This is a genomic window from Methylotenera mobilis 13, assembly GCF_000384255.1.
In the GTDB taxonomy this organism is placed as follows: domain Bacteria; phylum Pseudomonadota; class Gammaproteobacteria; order Burkholderiales; family Methylophilaceae; genus Methylotenera; species Methylotenera mobilis_B.
In genome coordinates, this window is sequence record NZ_KB913035.1 from 1,879,166 (window position 1) to 1,898,377 (window position 19,212).

Genomic DNA, 19,212 nt, shown 5'->3' on the forward strand with positions numbered 1-19,212 from the left:
AAATCGCACTGCTACTAGTCCTTGTCTTTACTGCAAACGTACAGTGCCAGCCCAAAGAGGAACTTGCGAAGTTGATGGTAAAGAAATGAAAATTACTATCGGGCAAGCAGGCAACTAAGCTTCATTTCACTTAATGTATATTTATCCTGATTTGAAAGGATCATTGCTATGAAATCATTACCGATAATTTGGCAGAGACTAGTGAGCTCGAAAGGAAGGACGTGCGATCGCTGCAACGCCACCAATCTGGAAATGCAGCAAGCCATCAGTAAACTCCAGGAGGCACTTCGCCCCTTGGGTATTGAGCCAACCCTTGAGACCAGAGAGATAGACGAAGAATCATTCAAAGCCAACCCCTCTGAATCCAACCGCATTTGGATCGCGGGCAGGCCCATGGAAGAATGGCTTGGTGCAAGGGTCGGCAGCAGTCGTTGTTGTTCTGTTTGTGGTGAATCAGAGTGTCGAACGATAGAGGTAGAGGGAACTGCGTTCGAGGCCATTCCCGAGAAGCTCTTTCTCAAAGCTGCCTTGGTCGCTTCTGCTGAGTTGTTAGATCCCACCCCTGATGCGCCGGCGCGTTAATGTTCATTTTGCCTCGTCAACCATTTGAATGGTGGTCGCTTCAACTTCCTTGGCGACTTGAACCAGCCCTGCATCTTGCGATAGCGCCGAAATCATATCCGCCGGTCTAATCAGACCGATCTTGGTCTTGCCTTTCTCGGTAAATACCGAGATACGGCAGGGCAGTGCCATATTCAGGCGCATGTCGGTAGATAACACTTTTGATGCCTGTACCGGGTTGCAAACCTCGAACACTTTGCATTCCTCCCCAAAGGCAATCCCCTTGCTACGCAGAGTGTTACCCAAGTCGTGAACATGCAGCACGCCGAAAGCGTGACGCTTCACTGCAGATTCAAGGTCTGTAGCCGCTTGTTCGAAGGTTTTATCTGTTTCAACGATGTAGTACATGAAAACTCCTATTGTCCAAGACTGTTTGGTTAAATGGTTTCAGCAGGCACACTAAATATCCGCAATTGCAAATCGATCGGGCATGTTTAGTGTGCCTCCCTGTGTGGCGCAGCCTTAATTATCTTGAGGGTTGTCCCCACATTTCATGCTGATGCTGCATCATATGATCCATCATCATCTGCTGCATGGGCATGTAATGATCCATCATGTACTGGCGCTGCTTCATTTGCTCGGGGGTGAGGTTGGAATAATAGTCGTCCATGTCGTCCCATCCCATCATCATGTCGTGTCCCATTCCCATACAGCCATCAGGTCCCCACATGCCTTCCATCATATGCATGTTGTTCTGCATGGTCGACCAGTGCTCCTTGAGCAGTTTCTGCCGCTTCTGCGGATCCTGGGTCTGATGAATTTTGTCCATCTCTTGCTGCATCTTCTTCATGTTTTCCTGAATCTGCTTCATTTGCTTGTCGAACTCAGCCACATTAGGTGCATTTTGCTGAATTTGCGCACCGTTTTGGGGTGTCGTTTTTTCAGCCATTGCCGGGGTAGCCGAAAAAATGGCTGTAACCAATAGTGCTATCAAAGCAGTCCGTTTCATTCTGAATCTCCTTTAATCGGTATAAAACAAAGGGGAATGACTTCCCTATCTCCGTAACAACCGGAGTCCGTTTGCTACAACCAACAAACTGGCACCCATGTCGGCGAATACAGCCATCCACATAGTCGTCATTCCTACGAAAGTAAGCATAAAAAATACCAGCTTGATGCCGAGTGCGAGTGCGATGTTCTGTTTCAGTATCGCAGCTGTATCCCGAGACAAGCGCACGAAAGCTGGAATCTTGCGCAGGTCGTCATCCATCAACGCCACATCGGCGGTCTCAATGGCGGTATCGGTACCAGCTGCCCCCATGGCAAAGCCTATGTCGGCGCGTGCCAAGGCAGGCGCATCGTTGATGCCGTCGCCTACCATGCCGATCTTCCCGCCGTTTCCGTCTTTCAGGAGTTGCTCAATGGTTGTGAGCTTGTTCTCCGGCAGCTGGTTCCCTCTCGCTTCATCAATGCCGACCTCGCTTGCAATGGCTTCGGCAGTGTGCGCGTTGTCGCCAGTCAGCATCAGGGTTTTTACCCCGAGAGAATGCAGTTCTGCAATGGCTTGACGACTGGTATCCCGCACCGTATCGGCAACCGCGAAAATACCGAGCACCCCAGTCTGATTCGCCAATAGCACAGCCGTTTTACCCTGGCGCTCCAACGGCATGAGCTTGGCCTCGATGTCTGCGGAACACAAGCCCAGATCTTCAATCAGTTGATGGTTGCCGAGTTGGTAAGTATGACCATCAATACTGCCCTTCACCCCACGTCCTAGAATGGCGGCAAAGTCATCAACATCAAGCAACACAATCCCAGACTCATTAGCTGCACGAGCAATGGCTAATGAAACCGGATGATCGGAGCGTCCCGCCAGACTTGCCGCCAGGGTGTGAATCTGAGTGACGTCATCACCAGTTAGTGCGATAAAGTCGGTCTGGGCAGGCTTCCCGTGGGTAATGGTGCCGGTCTTGTCGAGTGCGAGAGTCGTTAATTGATGACCTTCCTCAAGATAGACACCGCCTTTGATCAATATGCCTTTGCGCGCAGCCGCAGCCAGCCCGCTGACAATGGTGACCGGCGTTGAAATCACCAATGCACACGGGCAGGCGATGACGAGCAGCACCAAGGCCTTGTAGATCCAGTCGAGCCATGATCCCCCATTGAGCAAAGGCGGCAGGATAGCGACCAGCAGTGCGATGGCAAATATGGATGGCGTGTAGATTTTGGCAAACTGGTCGACAAAACGTTGAGTGGGGGCACGGCTACCCTGAGCCGATTCTACGGCATGGATGATGCGGGACAGTGTGGAATGGCTCGCTTCTGCTGTTACACGGTATTCGAATGAGCCGGTTTCGTTGATAGTGCCTGCGAAGACAGTATCCCCTTCAGCTTTGTCCACGGGTAGGCTTTCGCCGGTGATCGGTGCCTGATTTACCGCTGACCGACCACTGGTGACAACGCCATCCAACGCGATCCGCTCTCCAGGACGCAGGCGTACTACCGCCCCAAGTGGCACTTCCTTAGCGTGCATGTCTACCCAGCTGCCATCTTGCTGACGAACTGTCGCGGTTTCCGGGGCAAGTTCCATCAACCCGCGTATAGCGTTACGCGCACGGTCGAGGGACTTGGCTTCAATCAGTTCCGCCAGCGCAAAGAGAAACGTCACCATGGCCGCCTCTGGCCAGTGTCCGATAGCAACCGCGCCGGTTACCGCAATCGACATCAGGGCGTTTATGTTCAGATTGCCGTTTTTGAGCGCGACCCAGCCTTTCTTGTAGGTCGGCAGACCACCGGACAAAATCGCCAACAAAGCGAGCGCAATGATCGCCCACTCTTGCACGCCGGCAATCCAGCCCACGACTTCAGATAACGTAGCCGCGACCCCTGAAAATGCCAATGGCCACCAGTTGGTCTTGGAAACTGGTTCAATCTGTGGGGTTACAGCGGTTGCATTGCCCGATTCAATCTTCGCTTCGAAACCGATGGCTTGTAACGCCGTAACGATGTTATCCAAAACTTCCGGTGAGTGTGTAACGGTGAGGCGCCGCTGTATCAGATTGAAATCCAGCGCGGCTACACCGATCATCCCCGTCAGCTTGGCTCTGATGAGATTTTCTTCGGTCGGGCAATCCATGTCGTCAATACGAAAAACAGTCTTGCCTGCCCCATGATCAGGTCCGACCATCATTGAAGATGAGTCAGTCGCACAATCACACGTATTGGAATCGCAAACTTTCATATCAGTCTTATCATTTGTAGAGAAATATTTAAGCTACCCTGCAGCGGCTATAGAGTCAAGTGATTGTTATGATGGAGACCCAGACTTTCTGACAATGACATGAAAGTTGGGTAGTGAGCAAAACTAACGCGCGCAAAAATCGAGACAATTCGCAGCAGTAATTAATCGATGGTTACACAAAATTCAGAACCCCCTTGATATTGAACTGGAGCACCGAGCTTCTGCTGTTGGTATGGATAACTTTGTAACAGGTATTATCTACTTATACCACCCATTTTCCTTGAGTATTGATTATTGATATGTTAAATTTAACTTGTGAAGATATTATCTAAAATCCTTTTAATCTTATTCGTGTTGCAGTCTACATGGGCTGTTGCTGCTCAATATTGCCAGCACGAAGAAAGTCCGAAGGTTGAGCATATTGGTCACCATACGCATAAGCATACTTCTCAAAGTGCTGACAGTAATCATGTGACCGATCAAAAATCAAGCGACAGCTCTAAGTCAGGAGTTGATACTGATTGCCCTTTCTGTCACTTAAGCAGTATCAAATCAATGATTAGTAACTTGCCTGTGATTGATGCAGAAATCGAGTCTGTTGTAATAGTCGGTATTTATCGCAGCTATCCTGAAATTATTCCACTGAAGCCTGAACGACCCAACTGGAATCTTGCTGTTTAATTCAGCGAGATTTTGTCATCTTTAAATACTAGTTATTCTGTAGCAATTAACATTATCTCGCTGAATTCTGACCTTATTTTTAGGAGAATTCTATGCGTTTATGTTATTTGTTTTTATCATTTATTTTATTATCAATCCCGGTACTGGCGGCAAATGACGCTGCCCTACAACATGCCGAAAACCAAAATTTAACAGATCTTTCTCTTTCAGACTCACTTGATCTGGCATTGAAGGCAAATCCTGATATTGCCGTTGCCATACGCGAGCGAGAGGCTATAGATGGAGTAAAAGTACAAGCTGCCACTAGGCCCAATCCCTTTGTATCAACCTCTATTCAAGACACCCGAAGTGCTACACGGCAGATTTATCTTCAATTTAACCAAGAGATTGAGCTAGGAGATAAGCGTACAGCCAGGATGGAAGCTGCCGATGCTTTCTATAGCAAAGCAGATGCCGAGCTAGCCACTAAAAAAGCTGAAATTCACGCTAATGTGGTGTTGGCTTTTTATGAGTTACTGGTGGCACAAGAACGAGTGACACTTGCCAAGTCCTCAGTGGTAGTTGCCGAATCGGCACTTGATGCTGCTTCTAAGCGTGTCAAAGCTGGCAAAAGTTCACCCGTTGAGCAAACCAAATCAACTGTTGCTGCTGCATCCGCAAAAATTGAGCTGGTTCAAGCCATGACGCAATTAAACAATAGTCGCAAACGTTTAAGTGCTCTGTGGGGTGATAACGCACCTAGCTTCGAGCGTGCAACTGGTGAAGTTGCAACCATTCCTGAAATAAGCTCACTGAGTAACCTTCAATCATTAATAGATAGCGCTCCATCCGTCAAATTAGCCAAACTGGAAATTGATGCGCGAAAGGCAATGACTAGGATTGAGCGTAGCAGAGCCATCCCTAATATCACAATCAGTGCAGGGGTAGTGAATAACCAAGAGATTGGGCTTAATCAGGCCTTGTTTGGATTGTCCATTCCAATCCCAGTCTTTGATCGTAACCAAGGTAATGTTCAAGAGGCTGCCAGCCGCACATTTAAAGCTGAAGACGAACTGATTGCTGTAAAAAACAGAATTCAAACAAATCTGGCTACACAATATGAAAGACTAAATGCGGCCAGACAGGCAACTCTGTCGCTGCAAAGTGACATTCTACCCAATGCTCAAAGCGCGTTTGATGCTGCCAACAGAGGCTTTAGTTTGGGTAAGTTTAACTTTCTGGATGTGTTGGATGCTCAACGCACGCTATATCAAGCCAAATCTCAATATATCAACGCACTCTTGGAAGCACATCAATCGATTGCTGAAATAGAACGTACTCTTGGTGAAGTTGTAGAGCACCAAGCAACAAAGCCTTAAGGATAATTAATCATGAATTTTAATTTCGATAAAAGTAGCAAAAAAAACGGACAAGTGATCGCAATTATCTTGGTCATCATTATCAGTATTGTATTAGGTGCGTTGATACTAAAGACCGAAAAGCCCAAGGCTATGACCGAAGAACATGAAGAGCACTCTGAAGGCGAGGCGCAGGCAGAGCATGATGAAGGCATGCCTGAGGAGTCATCAGGCTTAGATAAGAAGGCCATGGAAGCGCACGAAAAGCAGCATACAGCACAAGTACCGGAAGTTTTAAAAGGGCCACATGGCGGAAAGCTTTTCGTAAAGGATGACTATGGCGTAGAGATTGCAATCTTTGAAGAAGATACACCGCCGGAATTCAGGATATATACCTACTTAAATGAAAAGCCTTTGGAACCAACTTTATCAAAAGTCAGTGTGGAACTGACGCGTCTAGGCAGAAACCCAGAAAAATTCAATTTTGTTAAAGAAAACGATTATTTAAAAAGTAATGCGACGGTGATGGAGCCACATTCGTTTGATGTACACCTCAATGCCGTTTACAACAACAAAAGTTATACGTTTGCTTACAAACAGGTTGAAGGCAGAATTTCAATGTCCGATAAGCAGCTAACATTAAACGCCGTTGAAGTGCTGACCGCAGGTCCTGCAAAAATAAAAAGTACATTGAAACTACAAGGTGAGATCAAGCTGAATGCTGACAAGAGTGTGCAGATTGTGTCTAGAGTCGGAGGCATAGTAGAAAAGGTCAGCGTGAATGCTGGCGATAACGTACGTAAAGGTCAAGTTTTAGCGACAGTATCCAGTCAAGCGATTGCAGACGTACGTAGTGATTTATTGGCTGCTCAAAAAAGAGTTGGCCTTGCGCGCACCACTTACGAACGTGAAAAACAACTTTGGGAAGAGAAAATCTCAGCGCAGCAAGATTACTTGCAGGCGCAGCATGATTTACAAGAAGCGGAAATTAACTTAAATCGTATTCAACAAAAGCTGGGCGCCTTAGGTGCTGGTGCTAGTGGATCTGGGCAAGCTCGCTATGACATCCGCTCGCCAATTGACGGCATGGTGACATTAAAAAAAGTCAGTCAAGGTCAAGTGATAAGCGAAATCGACAGTTTGTTTGAAGTATCTGACTTATCAACAGTTTGGGCGGAGATGACCATTTACGCCAAAGATATTAATACAGTGAAATCAGGTCAGCAAGTCACTGTTAAAGCGAGCGCTTTTGATGCGCATGCATTGGGCAGTATAGCTTACGTGAGTTCACTGGTTGGTGAGCAATCGCGGACTGCGATGGCGAGAGTGGTGCTCAATAATCCTGATAAAACTTGGTTGCCTGGTTTGCCCGTCAATATTGAACTCACTTCAAGTGAAGCGGATGTGCCATTGGCGGTATCAGTAGAAGGTATTCAATCGTTAAATGAAGAAACGGTTGTATTCGGTCGCTATGGCAACTATTTTGAGGCTAGACCTGTCACGCTGGGACGCAGAGATGAAAAATATGTGGAAGTGTTAGAGGGGCTAAATGCAGGGGAAAAATATGCAGCTGGGAACAGCTATTTGATTAAGGCTGACATTGGCAAAGCAGGAGCAAGTCATGAGCATTAATGCATTGATTTTGAAATCTGCTGATAAACCAAAGGAGCTATCAAATGTTTGAGAAGATTATTCGATTTGCAATTGAGCAACGATGGTTAACATTAACCATGGTGCTAGCTATTGCCTTATTAGGCATGTTCAGCTATCAAAAACTCCCAATTGATGCTGTGCCAGATATTACTAATATTCAGGTTCAAATCAACACCTCAGCGCCAGGCTATGCACCACTGGAGACTGAGCAACGGATCACATATCCGATTGAAACAGTCATGGCGGGCATCCCCAAGCTGGAGCAAACCAGATCCATTTCTCGCTATGGACTATCTCAGGTAACGGTTATTTTTGAGGAAGGGACGGATATTTTCTTTGCAAGGCAGTTGGTGAACGAGCGTATTCAGCAAGCTAAGGAAAAACTACCTGCAGGCATTCTTCCTGAGATGGGCCCTACCTCAACTGGTCTTGGTGAAATCTTCATGTGGACGGTTGAAGCGAAAGAAGGCGCACTTAAGCCCGACAAAACACCCTACACCCCAATGGATTTAAGAGAGGTGCAAGATTGGATTGTTAAGCCTCAGTTGCGAAATGTCTCAGGTGTGAATGAAATTAACACGATTGGTGGCAATGTTAAGCAATATCAGGTCGCACCATCCGCAGAAAAACTGACGGCGAGAGGGTTGTCTATTGATGATTTAGTCACTGCGCTAGAAAACAATAATGCCAATATGGGGGCTGGCTTTATCGAAAAATCAGGTGAGCAGTATTTGATTCGTGTGCCCGGCCAAGTGAAAGATATGGTCGACATCAGTAATATTGTGGTCAGTGCTAAAAATGGCGTACCTATCCGCGTTTCAGATGTAGCAGAAGTCATGATTGGGAGTGAGGCACGTAGCGGAGCTGCAACTGAAAACAGCCAAGAAGTCGTGCTGGGCACAGTTTTTATGCTGATGGGTGAAAATAGCCGTACCGTATCTGCTGCGGTTGAAAAGAAACTGGCAGAAATTAATAAATCATTGCCTCCTGGAATTGTTGCCAAAACGGTTTACGACAGAACTATCCTTATTGATAAGGCAATAAACACTGTTAAGAAAAACCTGCTTGAAGGCGCACTTTTAGTGATTGCCATCCTGTTTATTTTTCTAGGCAATATTCGCGCGGCCATTATCACGATGTTAGTCATTCCGCTATCCATGCTATTTACTTTCACTGGCATGGCCGCTGCAAAAGTAAGTGCGAACCTAATGAGTTTAGGCGCATTGGATTTCGGCATTATTATTGATGGTGCAGTTGTCATTGTAGAAAACTGCATGCGCAGGCTTGCCCATGCACAATCTGTGATAGGCCGACCACTGACACGTTCAGAACGCTTTTCAGAAGTATTTGAGGCGGCTAAAGAAGCAAGAAAGCCGCTAATCTACGGTCAACTTATTATCATGGTCGTTTATCTCCCCATTTTTGCTTTAACTGGGGTAGAGGGAAAAATGTTTCACCCAATGGCTTTAACCGTAGTGATAGCCTTGATAGGTGCCATGTTATTTTCTGTCACTTTTATTCCTGCTGCGGTTGCACTTTTTATCAATGGAAAAGTTGATGAAAAAGAGCAGTATTTAATTCGCTTAGCTAAGCGTGGATACCAGCCAATTTATAACAAAGTAATGGACAACGGTGCATTGGTGTTAACGCTTGCAATTGCTTCGGTGGTGCTTAGCGGCTTATTGACTACGCGCATGGGTAGCGAGTTTGTACCAAGTTTAAATGAGGGTGATATTGCCCTCCATGCTTTACGTATACCTGGAACCAGTCTGTCTCAAGCGATTGAGATGCAAAAAGAGCTTGAGCATACGGTTAAATCATTTCCACAAGTTGATAGGATTTTTGCCAAAATCGGTACAGCGGAAATTGCTTCTGACCCTATGCCACCCAATGTAGCCGATAACTACATTATGCTGAAACCAAAATCAGAATGGCCAGACCCCAACTTAAGCAAAAATGAGTTAACGGCGCAAATTCAAAAAGCCGTGAGTACAGTGCCCGGCAATAACTATGAGTTTACGCAACCTATTCAGATGCGTTTTAATGAGCTGATTTCAGGCGTGCGCAGTGATGTGGCGGTGAAAATCTTTGGCGATGACATGGAGATAATGAACAACAAAGCCAAAGAAATTTCTGAGGTATTATCAAAAATTCAAGGTGGTGAAGACATCAAAGTTGAGCAAACCACAGGGTTGCCAATTCTCACAGTCAATATCGATCGCCAAAAAATAGCAAGACTTGGCGTTAATGTGTCTCAAGTGCAAGACGCTATTTCCACCGCGATGAATGGTAAAGAAACAGGGACAGTTTTTCAGGGGGATCGCAGATTTGATATTGTTGTAAGACTGCCAGACACGTTGAGAACGGATATGGATAGCTTTAAGCGCTTACCCATCAAAATAGCCAACGATAGCGGTATGCCTGTTTACTTGCAGCTCGGTGAAGTTGCTTCCATTGATATTGCTCCCGGCCCCAATCAGTTTAGTCGTGAAAATGGCAAGCGTAACGTAGTTGTTACTGCTAACGTAAGAGACCGAGATATTGGCTCGTACGTTGCAGAGGCACAGCAACGTATCCAAGAAGAAATAAAAATACCCGCTGGCTATTGGATTAATTGGGGTGGCACTTTTGAGCAACTGCAATCAGCCAGTCAACGCTTAAAGATAGTGGTGCCCATCTCTCTTCTGCTTGTTTTCATATTGCTTTACATGATGTTCAACAATTTGAAAGATGGATTGATTGTTTTTACTGGGATTCCATTTGCCTTAACTGGCGGTATTCTCGCTTTATATTTACGTGACATACCGCTTTCAATATCGGCTGGGGTCGGATTTATTGCCCTATCTGGCGTTGCTGTTTTGAACGGCTTGGTTATGATTACTTTTATCAGAGGCTTAATTGCCGAAGGCAAACCACTGGATGTAGCAATTCAAGAGGGAAGTATGAATCGGTTACGCCCGATTTTAATCACTGCACTCGTCGCCTCTCTTGGCTTTTTGCCCATGGCTATTGCAACTGGAACAGGAGCAGAGGTTCAACGACCGCTCGCTACAGTGGTTATTGGCGGTATCCTGTCATCTACAATTCTGACATTACTGGTACTACCGTTGTTATATCGAATAGTTAATCAGTCTAAATCCAAATCCAGCACAACTAAAATAATCGGAGAAGGTTCATGAGTGCTGAACATAACCACGCATTACCGAGTACTCAAAATGAGAAAGTGTTATGGGCAGCCTTTGCATTAACCACAACATTTCTCATTGCCGAGGCTATGGCAGGGGTTTTATTGAACAGCCTTGCACTGTTATCAGATGCAGCGCATATGTTTACAGATTCGGCGGCGCTAGGCATTGCCCTGGCTGCCGTCAGAATTGCAAAAAACCCTGCAGATCAATACAGGACGTACGGCTATCACCGCTTTGAAATATTAGCGGCTACCTTTAATGCGTTGCTGCTTTTTGGTGTTGCAATTTACATTCTGCATGAGGCATGGCAACGTTTTCAAAGCCCTGTTGCAGTGCAATCAGTCGGCATGATGGCGGTTGCAAGCTTGGGTCTCGTTATCAACTTGATCAGTATCAGATTGCTCAGTGCTGGTAAGGACAGCAGCTTGAATCTTAAAGGAGCCTATCTAGAGGTGTGGAGTGATTTGGTAGGGTCTATCGGCGTTATTGTCGGTGGCATAGTCATCTATTTTACTGGTTGGGCTTGGGTGGACACCTTAGTTGCTGTTGGCATTGGCTTATGGGTCTTGCCGAGAACATGGATATTACTTAAAGAAAGTTTGAATCTACTTTTGGAAGGCGTTCCACTTGGTATTGATATAGAGGAAGTGGAAAAAGAAATATTAAGTCAAAAAGGTGTTGTGAGCTTACATGACTTGCATTTATGGGCAATTACAAGCGGTAAAAATAGCCTCACAGCGCATATTCTGATGGATGGAACAGTCGAATCGACTACGCTTATAAACGCTATTCAATCTAGCCTTTCTGATAAGTTTGCTATTACACACACCACATTGCAATGCGAAACTAAATTATGCGATCAGGCTGAAAAATGCGTATTCATTGATGGGTCAAATACACTTCAGCAGCATTCCCACAATCACTAACCTAACTAATGATTAATTTAAAGGATATGAGATGGACTGGAACGCAGAGTTTATTTTATCGGTTCGCATTATTTACGCCGCAATATTAGGCGGACTAATCGGATGGGAGCGAGAAAATCATAATCGCGATGCAGGTGTTCGCACCTATATGGCTGTAGCGGTTGGCGCATGTGCGTTTAGCATTATCTCTAATCATGTACCCGGAGAGACAACGCGCATAGCTTCACAAGTTGTCACAGGTATGGGCTTTATTGGTGCAGGTGTAATTTTACAGGTAAAAGGAAGAGTTCAAGGCTTAACTACTGCGGCAACATTATGGGCTACTGCTGCAGTTGGGATGGCAAGTGCATATGGCATGTATTTACTTTCTGGACTTACAGCCTTATTAATCCTTGGTACGCTAGGTTTACATCACATACCAGGCTGGGCTCGGCTTGTCAAAAAACATCATGTTCGTTCCGAGGAAAGGGAGTCCAATGAGTAATTTTATAGTGGATCATTTCAAAGATGTCGCCAAACTCATCACAGAGTCAGCAATTAGTTTACAGGTTCCTATTTCTGAGGCGATAGCACTTTTCACCCTTTCGTTAAAGCATGGAAATAAAATACTCGCCTGTGGTAATGGTGGTTCTGCTGCTGATGCTCAGCATTTCACATCAGAACTCATGGGAAGGTTTGAGAAAGAGCGCGGACCTTTACCTGCAGTGGCACTAAATACTGACACCTCACTATTGACTGCAGTAGCCAACGACTATCACTTTAAGCAGGTGTTTGCACGACAAGTTTATGGCCTCGGCCGTGCAGGTGATGTATTACTTGCTATTTCGACATCTGGCAATTCAAGCAATATTATTGCTGCCGTAGAAGCTGCCCATAAATTGGAAATTTCTGTTGTCATGCTTACTGGACGCGATGGTGGAATACTATCAAAAACCTTAAATCCGAATGATATTTTGATTAATGTTGCTCATTCACGTACTGCGTTTATTCAAGAAGTACATGCGATTGTCATTCATTGCTTGTGTGAGGGTGTTGACAATCATCTGATACAGCTCGATTAGTCTGAGTATTGATTGTCACTATGTTCTCCACTCCAAATATACGTCTAGTATTAATCGTCTCCGTATTCATCTTGGTTACTGGAAACTTCGCCCTATTTCATCGACTAACTGAAATATACCCATTTGTTGAAAAATGGCCTTTCGTAATAGCACTCATGGGATTTTTTTCTTTTTCGACCATGCTATTTTTAATCTGGACTTGTTTTGGCAAATTCAGTAAATGGGTTCTCACAACTTTTCTAGTCACTTCTGCATTTGCTGCCTATTATATGGATCAGTTTGGTGTAGTGATTGATCGAGACATGATCGCTAACATGATGGAAACCAATCCACAAGAATTTGCAGGGCTTGTTAGTATTAAGCTGGTTGTTCACGTACTATTAATCGGTATTATTCCATCAATGCTTGTTTTTAAATTTGCTCCAATGTCCACTAGTTTTGGCAGTGGGTTAAAAGTTAGACTACGTTTAACGGCACTTTTAATAGTGCTATGTATTCTCAGTATATCGCTCTTTACAGCAGACTTTGCCAGTTTTGTTCGAGAGCATAAAATCACTCGTATGTATGCTAACCCCTTAGGGTTTACCTACTCGCTAATCTCCTATGGTAAAACGCAATTTAAACGCCAACCTGTTTATGTTTTAAAGCATACGGCGGCGGATGCGAAGAAATTATTTCATATAGGTAATAAAAAATTAATCATTTTAGTTGTTGGAGAAACTGCAAGATCAGATCGATTCTCGCTTAATGGCTACAATAAGGAAACAACCCCAGAACTTAAGAAGCTGAATGTGGTAAGTTTTAAAAACGTCACATCCTGTGGTACTGCAACGAAGATTTCACTGCCATGTATGTTTTCTAATTTAGGGCGTTCCAATTACGATGAGAATCAAGCCTTTCAACAAGAAAATGCATTGGATGTACTTTCTGAATATGGGGTAAAAGTGCTATGGAGAGAGAACAACTCAGACTCTAAAGGAGTTGCTACAAGGATTCCTTACCAGTATTTTAAAAGTCCGACCTTGAATCCTGTTTGCGATGAGGAATGTAGAGATATTGGAATGTTAAGTGGACTAGATCAATATATTAAATCGCACGAAGGCAAAGACATTTTAATTGTGTTGCATCAGATGGGTAACCATGGCCCAGAATATTACAGACGTTACCCTGAAAATTTCAGGCGGTTTCAACCAATGTGTATGACAGGTGAGTTAGGCGATTGCACGAAACAGGAAGTCGATAATGCCTATGACAATGCTATTTTATATACAGATTATTTTTTGGCAAATGTCATCAAATTCCTTAAGCGGTATGATGAAACATATTCTACTGCCATGCTTTATGTTGCAGATCATGGGGAGTCGCTGGGGGAACGTGGCATTTACCTCCATGCAGCCCCTTATGTGATTGCGCCAAAAGTACAAACGCACATTCCTGTCATTATCTGGACTGGAAAATATTTTGATTATCAAATTGAAGACATTCAACCCTGGCAAGATTTTCCATTTAGTCATGATGATTTATTTTGCACGCTGCTTATCGCAAATGATATATATAGTAATAAAACGTGTGGTAGCAAAGAAACATGGTTTCTTAAGAATAAAAACTTGAAATTTAAAGATACGAAGTAATTTATGAAAAAATTCCACATCATTATTTTACTTTTAATGCTGACTGAGTATGTAAAAGCCAGTGAAGACAATACATTTTATGATCAGTTAAATGTTGGTGGGTTTTCTAGCGCTGCGATTACATTACATCGCGATGCAAAAGCCGAGGCTGCAATAAATGAACTAAATCTTTTATTATCATGGAATAATCATAGTAGGCTAAGTTTTTTTAGTGAATTGGAAATCGAGAGGCCTTTAGCGTGGAACGATAATGAGCGCTATAGTCGCAAGGAAAGTAAACTTGATTTAGAGCGGCTCTATTTTGATTACAACTTATCAGAGGTAGTAAATTTTAGATTTGGTCGTTTCCTTACCCCGAATAGCCGTTGGAATTTATTCCGAGCACCTCCATTAATGTGGACAAATTCAAGACCGTTAGCAACTAGTCGATTATTTCCTATCGCCACTAATGGAATTACGCTACATGGTGCCTTGCCATTTAAAAATGTTGAACTTGAATATAAGTTATTTACAGAGTTGTTAGAGGATCAACAGCAGGATAATAATGAATTACAATTTGAACATGTAAGAGGTGCTAGATTCAGTGTTAAAAGTGATTCAGATATTGGCATTTCTATACTGTCTTTTAGCGAACGAGATGCCTTTAATGGTCTTTCTGGCGCGAGTTATCGAATGTTAGGTTTAGATTTCGTTACCAATTTATATGAAACAGAAATAAGTGGAGAGGTTTTTCAGCGTTTTACTTCAAAAGGAAAAGAGGGAGGAAGCGGTGCTTATATCCAAACAGCTGTTCCTATTAAGGGTAATTGGTATTGGATTACAAGGCTAGAGTCGCTCAATCGTCCAAATGAAGGTGTGAGTTCAACCGGTCGATGCAACACACGTTTTGAATCTTTCTGCTGGGGTCTCGTAATTTAATGTTTTACGAGGTCTCTCATTTAGCTGTCTAGCCACTGCACTTAGTTTAGCTTGTGAGTGTACCGATAAGTCAGTGCCTTTTGGAAAGTACTGCCTTAACAAGCGGTTTGTATTTTCATTACTGCCACGCTGCCATGGGCTGTTTGGATCGCAAAAGTACACGTCAATATTCGTCTCCACTTTAAACCGACGATGATCTGCAAACTCCGTACCTCTATCCAGAGTTAATGATTTATATAACTCATTTGGGAGTTTCTTTGCTTGCTTGATTAAAGCAGATACAACGCTTTCCGATTTTCGGTCTTTGATTTTAGCTAACATTACAAATCGTGAGTGACGCTCAACCAATGTCACGATGTAGCTATTTTTAGACCCTGCTATCAAGTCGCCTTCCCAATGCCCTGGTATAGCTCGATCTTCAATGGTGGCTGGACGTTCACTAATCGAAACTGTATCTGTAATTTGTCCGAGTCCACTTCCTTTCAAACTCGAATGCTTGGATCGACGCATAATACGTCTTGTCCTAAGATATTGAATTAACTCCTTCTTCAATACGCCACGAGTCTGAACATACAAGCTACGATAGATGGTTTCATGTGACACTTGATTATGCTCTTCTGTAGGAAACTCTCTTTTCAACCAACCAGCAATTTGTTGCGGTGACCAGTTTGATTGTAGCTTACATGTGATGGTTTTTATTAAATCTTGATTGCCTGATAGTTTGCAAAGCTTTGGACGTTTAGCACGATCCCAGGCAGCTTGATCAGCTTGTGTTGCGCGATATTGCTGATAACCATCATTTCGCTTTATTTCACGGCTGATGGTAGATGGAGAGCGTCCAAGCCGATGGGCAATCGATCGAAACGATTCTTGACTTGCAACACCTCTGGAAATTTCTTCACGCTCTGATAGCGATAATGCTAGATGTGAACGTAATCTTTGTGGTGGTCTAATCCCACCTGTCACAGATAATATACCCGATATTGAAGAATGATTCCTGTCAAATAAACGTGCTATATCTTGTAATGAGTCACCCTTTTTCCACCGATCCCACATGATGGCCTTTTGCTCATCACTATAATAAATTCTTGGTCTCTGTTTCATTTTTCAACACCTCATTCTTTTGTATAAGAATAACGTGTTGCATCGACCGGTTGAACTCACAGGTTCATTTGGACGTTGGCTTATTGGTGCGACATGGCGAATAAAACCAACTCAGTTGTTAAAATTTGAATTCTCTGGTGGAAGTGGAGATCAGCCAGAAGCTCCCCGGGGGTTTAGTGCTTCTTATGCTTTGTTTTTTTGATGGTAGCAGAAATTCGATAGCGCAGTTATTTCACATGATTTATTTACGCAGTAGCTAGCCATGCCTTACAGATTTAAGTTGAATTAGACAGGACAAATGTTCATGATGAGTTGTTTTGGTTAAGTGCTTCGAGGGGCGAACATGATAATGCCCATCCCAAGTAAAGCCACACCAACTCCCAGAAAATCCCAGTTACTCGGTTTTATTCCATCTACCGCCCACAACCAGAATATTGCTACACAGATATAAACTCCACCGTATGCGGCATAGACTCTACCTGCCGCAGAAGGATGAAGGGTTAGTAACTAAGCAAATAGCGCTAATGAAATTGCTGCAGGAATTAATAAGAGTGGGCTTTTATTTTGAACAAGCCACAGATAAGGCAAATAGCAACCAACAATTTCTGCAATAGCGGTAATTATAAACAACGCAATAGTCTTTATCTCAAACATTCCAAGCCCCATGACCTTAACTTAGTAAAATTATAAACGACCTACTTGGTAATGAATAGGCTGAAAGTTCTATGTCTGCTTTGGGCCGAGGCTGTGTCAAAACGCCCATAAATTCAATCTGAAATAAACACATCGATGTAGATGTTGTATAATTTAACCATCTGATTACATTGTGTTTATTTAAACATGAAACGATTTATACAAGGTCAAGATAGAACACAAAGCACGCTTTTGCCAGAGCTACTGGATGAATACATAACCGAAGATAACCCAGTACGCGTCATTGATGTCTTTGTCGATCAATTAGCGTTATCAGAGTTAGGGTTTGAAGGCGTGCACCCTGCACAGACTGGACGACCGTCTTATCATCCTGCTGCTATGCTCAAACTCTATATCTACGGATACCTCAACCGCATTCAATCAAGTAGGCGCTTGGAAGCAGAAGCCAATCGCAATGTTGAACTCATGTGGTTGATTGCAAGACTCAATCCTGACTTCAAAACCATTGCCAGATTCAGAAATGAGAATGGCTCTGCTATACGCAAGGTTTGCAGCCAGTTTGTAGAATTGTGCCGTCGTTTGAATTTATTTGCTGATTCCATGGTGGCTATCGATGGCAGCAAGTTCAAAGCCGTCAACAGCTCTGATCACAACTACACACAAGCCAAGATTAAAAGTCGCATGCAAGCAGTGGAGAAGAACATTCAACAATACCTGGATGATTTAGAAGCCGCTGATATTATCTCCCCTAAGCAATCAACACCCCATCAAATAAGATTAGCTGAGCGTATTGCCATGTTCCAAGCGCAAATGAAAGTACTGGAAACAATCGAAGCTGAAGTGCAGTCAACGCCAGATAAGCAACTCTCACAAACCGACCCAGATGCACGCTCTATGCAACATCGTGGTGGTGGCATAGTGGGTTATAACGTACAAACCGCTGTTGATACGCAACATCATCTCATCGTTGCACACGAGGTCACGACAGTTGGGCATGATAGAACGCAGTTATCGAACATGGGTAAGCAGGCAAAGGATGTCTTGCAAAAAGAGACGCTGACGGTGGTCGCAGATAAAGGTTACTACAAGGGTGAGGAAGTGGTGGCTTGCGTAACCGAAGGCATCACCCCGATCATGCCCAAGTGTTTAACCTCAGGAAACAAAGCCAATGGCTTATTTGATAAGCGCCACTTTGTGTACGACCCTAAGAGTAATACCTATCAATGTCCAGCAGGTGAATTGCTGATAGAACGTTTCCGCTCACTTGAAAAAGGTAGGCCGCACATCACCTATTGGAGTTCAAGCTGTAAGAATTGCACATTGAAATCTAGTTGCACGACCAGCGATCAAAGACGGATTAAGCGTTGGGAGAATGAGGCAATCTTGGATCAAATGCAATCGAATCTAGAAAGCATGCCTGAGGCTATGAAGATTAGGCGATGCACCATAGAACATACCTTTGGTACCTTAAAACACTGGATGGGTGCTTCGCACTTCTTGATGAAAACCAAGGCGCATGTCAGTACAGAAATGAGCTTACATATTCTGGCATACAATATGAAGCGAGTAATAAGCATCATGGGAAGTGTGGCATTGATGAAGGCGATGGCTGCGTAAGGCCTGCGGACTTTCTTTGTGCCAAAGTTGTAGAACAAACTTCGATCTAAACTATTTCGACTGGTTCAGCGAGACATAATTACAAATATCTGATTCTAGCGTTTTGACACAGCCTCGGCCGATAGCTGAAATCTAAAAAACCTAAACTTAACGACCGCTTTGTCCGGCTAATGCGACATAGACAGTATTTTCGGATCACTGAATAATTGGCTTAGTAAGATAATTATTAGTGGCTCTTTTGAAACAATTAGAGATGGCTCCTTTGACTGGAATACTCACGTAATATCACATTCTCCAAGAACGCTGATTTGCCTGAGCTTGTGAAGCTGACGAGCAAAGAACTTGAACTTACTCCAGGCGACATTCCTGATAAATCTAGAGCAGCAGAAACAATCAAGAGTCTATTGAGCAATCTCGCAACAATCACACAGGGCGTCGCCGAATTGCGGAACCACTATGGCACAGGCCATGGAAAGGTAGCAGGTGCCAAGGGGCTCCAATCACGCCACGCGAAACTTGCGGTTGGCGCCGCTTCAACGTTGGCTGTATTTCTTGCCGAAACACACAAAGAGCGCCCGAAATAACCATGCGCTGATCAACCCACCATTCCACCAAAATTTGGGCGAAAAGCTGGGCAGGC

16 protein-coding genes and 1 pseudogene are annotated in these 19,212 nt (G+C 44.0%); 12 read left to right on the forward strand and 5 right to left on the reverse strand.

The annotated features are described in order from the left end of the window. Positions 1–168: 168 nt before the first annotated feature. Entirely contained in the window at positions 169–582 is a 414-nt protein-coding gene (locus A391_RS13880) for a DUF2703 domain-containing protein (protein WP_019898838.1), read from the forward strand. Between the two features lie 3 nt (positions 583–585). On the opposite strand, the gene A391_RS0108960 is transcribed toward A391_RS13880, so the two are convergent. The 3 genes from A391_RS0108960 to A391_RS0108970 all read right to left on the reverse strand — a co-directional run bounded on the left by A391_RS0108960 (position 586) and on the right by A391_RS0108970 (position 3,751). Continuing rightward, the gene (locus A391_RS0108960; protein ID WP_019898840.1) at positions 586–969 is read right to left on the reverse strand and encodes a DUF302 domain-containing protein; all 384 of its coding nucleotides are present in this window, start codon (positions 967–969) and stop codon (positions 586–588) included. 118 nt (positions 970–1,087) lie between these two features. Then, positions 1,088–1,570, reverse strand: coding sequence for a hypothetical protein (locus A391_RS0108965; protein WP_019898842.1), 483 nt, complete (start codon positions 1,568–1,570; stop codon positions 1,088–1,090). 45 nt (positions 1,571–1,615) lie between these two features. After that, positions 1,616–3,751, reverse strand: coding sequence for a heavy metal translocating P-type ATPase (locus A391_RS0108970; protein ID WP_232416168.1), 2,136 nt, complete (start codon positions 3,749–3,751; stop codon positions 1,616–1,618). A gap of 402 nt (positions 3,752–4,153) precedes the next feature. Between A391_RS0108970 and A391_RS14175 the strand changes: the two genes are divergently transcribed. The 9 genes from A391_RS14175 (at position 4,154) to A391_RS0109015 (ending at position 15,197) form a co-directional block, all read left to right on the forward strand. Further along, positions 4,154–4,483, forward strand: a complete 330-nt coding sequence (locus A391_RS14175; protein ID WP_019898845.1) for a hypothetical protein — start codon at positions 4,154–4,156, stop codon at positions 4,481–4,483. A 92-nt stretch (positions 4,484–4,575) separates the two neighbouring features. Beyond that, positions 4,576–5,841 (forward strand): TolC family protein, encoded by a 1,266-nt coding sequence (locus A391_RS0108980; RefSeq protein ID WP_019898846.1) that lies wholly within the window; start codon positions 4,576–4,578, stop codon positions 5,839–5,841. A gap of 12 nt (positions 5,842–5,853) precedes the next feature. After that, positions 5,854–7,452, forward strand: coding sequence for an efflux RND transporter periplasmic adaptor subunit (locus A391_RS0108985; RefSeq protein WP_019898847.1), 1,599 nt, complete (start codon positions 5,854–5,856; stop codon positions 7,450–7,452). A gap of 44 nt (positions 7,453–7,496) precedes the next feature. After that, on the forward strand, positions 7,497–10,652 hold the full coding sequence (locus A391_RS0108990; protein WP_019898848.1) for an efflux RND transporter permease subunit: 3,156 nt from the start codon (positions 7,497–7,499) through the stop codon (positions 10,650–10,652). Beyond that, complete coding sequence (locus A391_RS0108995) at positions 10,649–11,587, forward strand: cation diffusion facilitator family transporter (RefSeq protein WP_019898849.1); 939 nt, start codon at positions 10,649–10,651, stop codon at positions 11,585–11,587. Before A391_RS0108990 ends, A391_RS0108995 begins: the two co-directional genes overlap by 4 nt. 31 nt (positions 11,588–11,618) lie before the next feature. Further along, the gene (locus tag A391_RS0109000; RefSeq protein ID WP_019898850.1) at positions 11,619–12,071 is read left to right on the forward strand and encodes an MgtC/SapB family protein; all 453 of its coding nucleotides are present in this window, start codon (positions 11,619–11,621) and stop codon (positions 12,069–12,071) included. Next, on the forward strand, positions 12,064–12,648 hold the full coding sequence (locus tag A391_RS0109005; protein ID WP_019898851.1) for an SIS domain-containing protein: 585 nt from the start codon (positions 12,064–12,066) through the stop codon (positions 12,646–12,648). Before A391_RS0109000 ends, A391_RS0109005 begins: the two co-directional genes overlap by 8 nt. Before the next feature lie 20 nt (positions 12,649–12,668). Beyond that, on the forward strand, positions 12,669–14,279 hold the full coding sequence (locus tag A391_RS0109010; protein WP_019898852.1) for a phosphoethanolamine transferase: 1,611 nt from the start codon (positions 12,669–12,671) through the stop codon (positions 14,277–14,279). 3 nt (positions 14,280–14,282) lie between these two features. Continuing rightward, the gene (locus A391_RS0109015; protein ID WP_019898853.1) at positions 14,283–15,197 is read left to right on the forward strand and encodes a hypothetical protein; all 915 of its coding nucleotides are present in this window, start codon (positions 14,283–14,285) and stop codon (positions 15,195–15,197) included. On the opposite strand, the gene A391_RS0109020 is transcribed toward A391_RS0109015, so the two are convergent. Further along, positions 15,141–16,301 (reverse strand): IS30 family transposase, encoded by a 1,161-nt coding sequence (locus A391_RS0109020; RefSeq protein WP_019898858.1) that lies wholly within the window; start codon positions 16,299–16,301, stop codon positions 15,141–15,143. The genes A391_RS0109015 and A391_RS0109020 overlap by 57 nt on opposite strands. Before the next feature lie 321 nt (positions 16,302–16,622). Further along, positions 16,623–16,955, reverse strand: a pseudogene (locus A391_RS13890) (YnfA family protein). Positions 16,956–17,141: 186 nt separating this feature from the next. Here A391_RS13890 and A391_RS0109030 point away from each other — a divergent pair. Together A391_RS0109030 and A391_RS0109035 are read left to right on the forward strand one after the other, a co-directional pair. Continuing rightward, positions 17,142–18,572 carry an IS1182 family transposase gene (locus A391_RS0109030; protein ID WP_019898860.1) on the forward strand — a complete coding sequence of 477 codons (1,431 nt, stop codon included), beginning with the start codon at positions 17,142–17,144 and terminating at the stop codon, positions 18,570–18,572. 320 nt (positions 18,573–18,892) lie between these two features. Then, the gene (locus tag A391_RS0109035; protein WP_232416201.1) at positions 18,893–19,156 is read left to right on the forward strand and encodes an abortive infection family protein; all 264 of its coding nucleotides are present in this window, start codon (positions 18,893–18,895) and stop codon (positions 19,154–19,156) included. Positions 19,157–19,212 lie beyond the last annotated feature (56 nt).